Source organism: Bacillota bacterium, from assembly GCA_023511835.1.
In the GTDB taxonomy this organism is placed as follows: Bacteria; Bacillota; Sulfobacillia; order JAIMAT01; family JAIMAT01; genus JAIMAT01.
Window position 1 is genome coordinate 1 of sequence record JAIMAT010000134.1, and the last position, 3,640, is coordinate 3,640.

The 3,640-nt window shown below is 74.8% G+C and carries 4 protein-coding genes; all 4 read left to right on the forward strand.

The window, feature by feature from the left end:
- A partial coding sequence (hypF, locus tag K6U79_11330) for a carbamoyltransferase HypF (GenBank protein MCL6522944.1) occupies nucleotides 1-2,025 on the forward strand: 2,025 nt, incomplete at its 5' end.
- Complete coding sequence (locus K6U79_11335; GenBank protein ID MCL6522945.1) at nucleotides 2,003-2,242, forward strand: HypC/HybG/HupF family hydrogenase formation chaperone; 240 nt, start codon at nucleotides 2,003-2,005, stop codon at nucleotides 2,240-2,242. The genes hypF and K6U79_11335, both read left to right, overlap by 23 nt.
- The gene (hypD, locus tag K6U79_11340; protein MCL6522946.1) at nucleotides 2,214-3,416 is read left to right on the forward strand and encodes a hydrogenase formation protein HypD; all 1,203 of its coding nucleotides are present in this window, start codon (nucleotides 2,214-2,216) and stop codon (nucleotides 3,414-3,416) included. Before K6U79_11335 ends, hypD begins: the two co-directional genes overlap by 29 nt.
- A 3-nt stretch (nucleotides 3,417-3,419) precedes the next feature.
- Nucleotides 3,420-3,640 (forward strand): hydrogenase expression/formation protein HypE (locus K6U79_11345; GenBank protein MCL6522947.1); only part of this gene is annotated, 221 nt, incomplete at its 3' end.

Below are 3,640 nucleotides of genomic sequence, written 5' to 3' on the forward strand. Positions count from 1 at the left end.
TGCCGCCGGGAGATCTTCGACCCCGGCGACCGCCACTACCGCTACCCGTTCACCAACTGCACCAACTGCGGGCCGCGGTACACCATCGTCCGGGATCTCCCCTACGACCGGCCGCTGACCGCCATGGCGGAGTTCGCCCTGTGCCCGGAGTGCGCCCGCGAGTACCACGACCCCGCCGACCGCCGCTTCGACGCCCAGCCGGTGGCCTGCCCGGCCTGCGGACCGGAGGTCTGGCTGGCGACGCCAGAGGGCCGGCGGCTGGAGGAGGACTGGCTCGATGCCTTCCGGGAGGCGATCGCCCGCGGCGAGGTGGTGGCGCTCAAGGGGCTGGGCGGCTTCCACCTGGCCTGTGACGCGCGGAACGAGGAGGCGGTGGCGCGGCTCCGCCGCAGGAAGCACCGCCCGGCCAAGCCCTTCGCGGTGATGGTGCGCGACCTGGCGACGGCCCGGCGCTACGTCGAGCTGGACGCCGAGGAGGAGGCGCTGCTCGCGAGCCCCGAGGCGCCCATCCTCCTGGCCCGCAAGACGGAGGCGGCGCGTCGCGAACTGGCGCCCTCGCTGGCGCCGGGACTCCAGACGCTGGGCGTCATGCTCCCCTACACCCCGCTCCACCTGCTCCTCCTGGCGGAGGGACCGGAGGTCCTGGTGATGACCAGCGGCAACCTCTCCGGCCTGCCGCTGGAGTTCGAGAACGAGGGGGCGCTGGAGCGGCTGGGCGGAGTGGCCGACCGCTTCCTGCTGCACAACCGGACGATCGTCAACCGCGCCGACGACTCGGTCGTCCGCCGCGTCGCCGGCCGGACGCAGATCCAGCGCCGCTCGCGCGGCTACGTGCCGCGCCCCCTGCCCCTCCGCGGTGCGGCGGCGGAGGGGCCGGCGGCGCTGGGCGCCGGCGGCGAGATGAAGAACGCCTTCTGCCTCCTCCGCGGCGCCGAGGCCTACGCCGGCCCCCATGTCGGCGAGATGGAGAGCCTCGAGGCGGAGGAAGCCTGGCGCCTGGCGCTCGACCGCTTCCAGCGCCTGCTCTCGCTCCGCCCCGAGGTGGTGGGCGTCGACGCCCACCCGGGCTACCGGATCTCCCGCCTCGCCCGGGAGTTCGCCCGCGAGCAGGGGGCCGGGGTGGTCCCGATCCAGCACCACCACGCCCACCTCGTCGCCGCCCTGGCCGAGGCGGGCCTGGAGGGACCGGCGCTGGGCGCGGTGATGGACGGGACCGGCTACGGGACGGACGGGCGGATCTGGGGCTGGGAGGTGCTCTGGGGCGACGCCTCGGGCTTCGAGCGGCTCGGACACCTGCGCTACGTCCCGATGCCCGGCGGCGAGGCGGCGGTCCGGGAGCCCTGGCGGATGGCGGTCAGCCACCTATGGGACGCCTTCGGGCCGGACCGGGGAGGCAGGCTGGCCCGCCACCTCCTCGACCTTCCCGCGGCGAAGTTGGAGGCGCTCGAGGCGCTGGAGGTGAGCGGGCTGAACGCCCCGCTCACCTCCAGCGCCGGCCGCCTCTTCGACGCCGTCTCCGCCCTGCTCGGCCTGGCGCGGGTCAACACCTACGAGGGCCAGGCGGCCATCGAGCTGGGCGAGGCGGCGGAACGGGCGGTGCGCGCCGGATACCGGCCCCGGTCCTATCCCTTCGCCCTCGAGCCCGGCGACGGGCGTGACGGGGACGGCGAGGGCGGCCGGCTCCGCTTCGATCTCCGTCCGGCGCTCCGCGAGCTGGTGCAGCGCCGCCTCGAGGGGGCTCCGGCGGAACGGCTGGCCGCCGACTTCCACGAGACCGTCGCCGCCGCCCTGACCGAGGCGCTCGGGCGGTGGGCGGAGGCGCGCGGCGTCGACCGCGTGGTGCTGACGGGAGGGAGCATGCAGAACCCGCTTCTCCTGGAACGGGCGGAGCAGCTGCTCCGCGGACGGGGGATCGGGGTGGTGACGCCGGTCCAGCTTCCTCCCAACGACGGGGGGCTCGGGCTGGGCCAGGCGGTGATCGCACGCAGGAGGTGGGTCGAGGATGTGTCTGGCGGCACCCGGTAGGGTGGTCGCCGTCGACCGCGAGCGGCAGATGGCGACGGTGGAGTACTTCGGCAACGAGCGCGAGGTGGGCGTGGCGCTCGTCCCCGAGGTGCAGGTGGGCGACTTTGTCATGGTCCATGCGGGCGAGGCCATCGAGATCGTCGACGCCGAGGAGGCGGAGGCGAGCCTCGCGCTCTGGACGGAGCTCTATGGACTGGACGACGCTGAAGGGCTTTAGGGACCCCGAGCGCGCCCGCGCCGTCGTGCGCGGCGTCCGCCAGGAGCTGGAGCGCGCCGACTCCCGTCTCGGGAGGAAGCTCCGGCTGATGGAGGTCTGCGGCACCCACACCGTCTCCTTCTCGCGCAGCGGGGTGCGGAGCGTGCTGAGCGACCTGGTGGAGCTGGTCTCGGGCCCCGGCTGCCCGGTCTGCGTCACCGACCAGCGCGACATCGACGCCATGATCGAGACCGCGCGGGTGCCCGGCGTCATCGTCACCACCTTCGGCGACATGATGCGCGTCCCCGGCAGCCGGACCACGCTCCAACAGGAGCGGACGCAGGGCGCCGACGTGCGCGTCGTCTACTCCGCCCTGGACGCGCTCAAGGTGGCCGAGGAGAAGCCGGAGGCGACGGTGGTCTTTCTGGGGGTGGGCTTCGAGACGACGGCGCCGGGTATCGCCCACGCCATCCTGGAGGCGCAGGCGCGAGGTCTCGGGAACTTCGCCGTCCTGTCGGCGCACAAGTACACCCCGCCGGCGGTGCGCGCGCTCCTGGACGGGGGCGACGCGCGCCTGGACGGCTTCGTCCTGCCCGGTCACGTCAGCGTGGTCACGGGCACGGACGGCTGGCAGTTCCTCGCCCGGGAGTACGGGCTTCCCGGTGTCGTGACCGGCTTCGACCCGCTGGACCTGCTGGCCGGTGTGGGAGAGCTGGCCACCCTGATCGCCGACGGCCGTGCCGAAGTGCGGAACGCCTATCCCCGGACCGTCCAGGAGCACGGCAACCCGCACGCCCAGGAGCTGATCCGGCGGGTCTTCCGCCCGGCGGACGCGGTCTGGCGCGGGCTCGGCCCCATCCCGGCGAGCGGCATGGCCATCGCCGGGGAGTTCGCCCGGTACGACGCCTCGCGGAGGCTGGACCTCGACCTGCCGCCCACCCGGGTGCCGCCCGGCTGCCGCTGCGGCGACGTTCTGCAGGGGAAGGTCCTGCCCACGGGCTGCAAGCTCTTCGCCGTCGCCTGCACGCCCGAACGGCCCATCGGCCCCTGCATGGTCTCCAGCGAGGGCTCCTGCGCGGCCTACTACCAGTACGAGCCCGAGGCCGTGGAGGCGGCGCTGGCGGCCGCGCGGCGCGGGCCCGCGCGGGGCGGGGAGGCCCGGGGCGCGGCGGGCCGGCCCGGGGAGGTGGCGTGACCGATGCCGCGGGAGAAGGAGCGGATCCTCCTCCAGCACGGGGACGGCGGGCAGCTGACGCACCGGCTGATCCGGGAGGTCTTCCTGAAGGCCTTCCCCGACCCGGGGCTGGCCGAGCTGACCGACGCCGCCCTCCTGCCGGCGCCGCGCGGGCGGCTGGCCGTCACCACCGACTCCTTCACCGTCCAGCCGGCCTTCTTCCCCGGCGGCGACCTGGGCGAGCT

Coding starts and splice junctions, on each gene's coding strand:
- K6U79_11335 (MCL6522945.1), top strand. CDS start 2,003: ATGTGTCTGGCGGCACCCGGTAGGGTGGTCGCCGTCGACCGCGAGCGG.
- hypD (MCL6522946.1), top strand. CDS start 2,214: ATGGACTGGACGACGCTGAAGGGCTTTAGGGACCCCGAGCGCGCCCGC.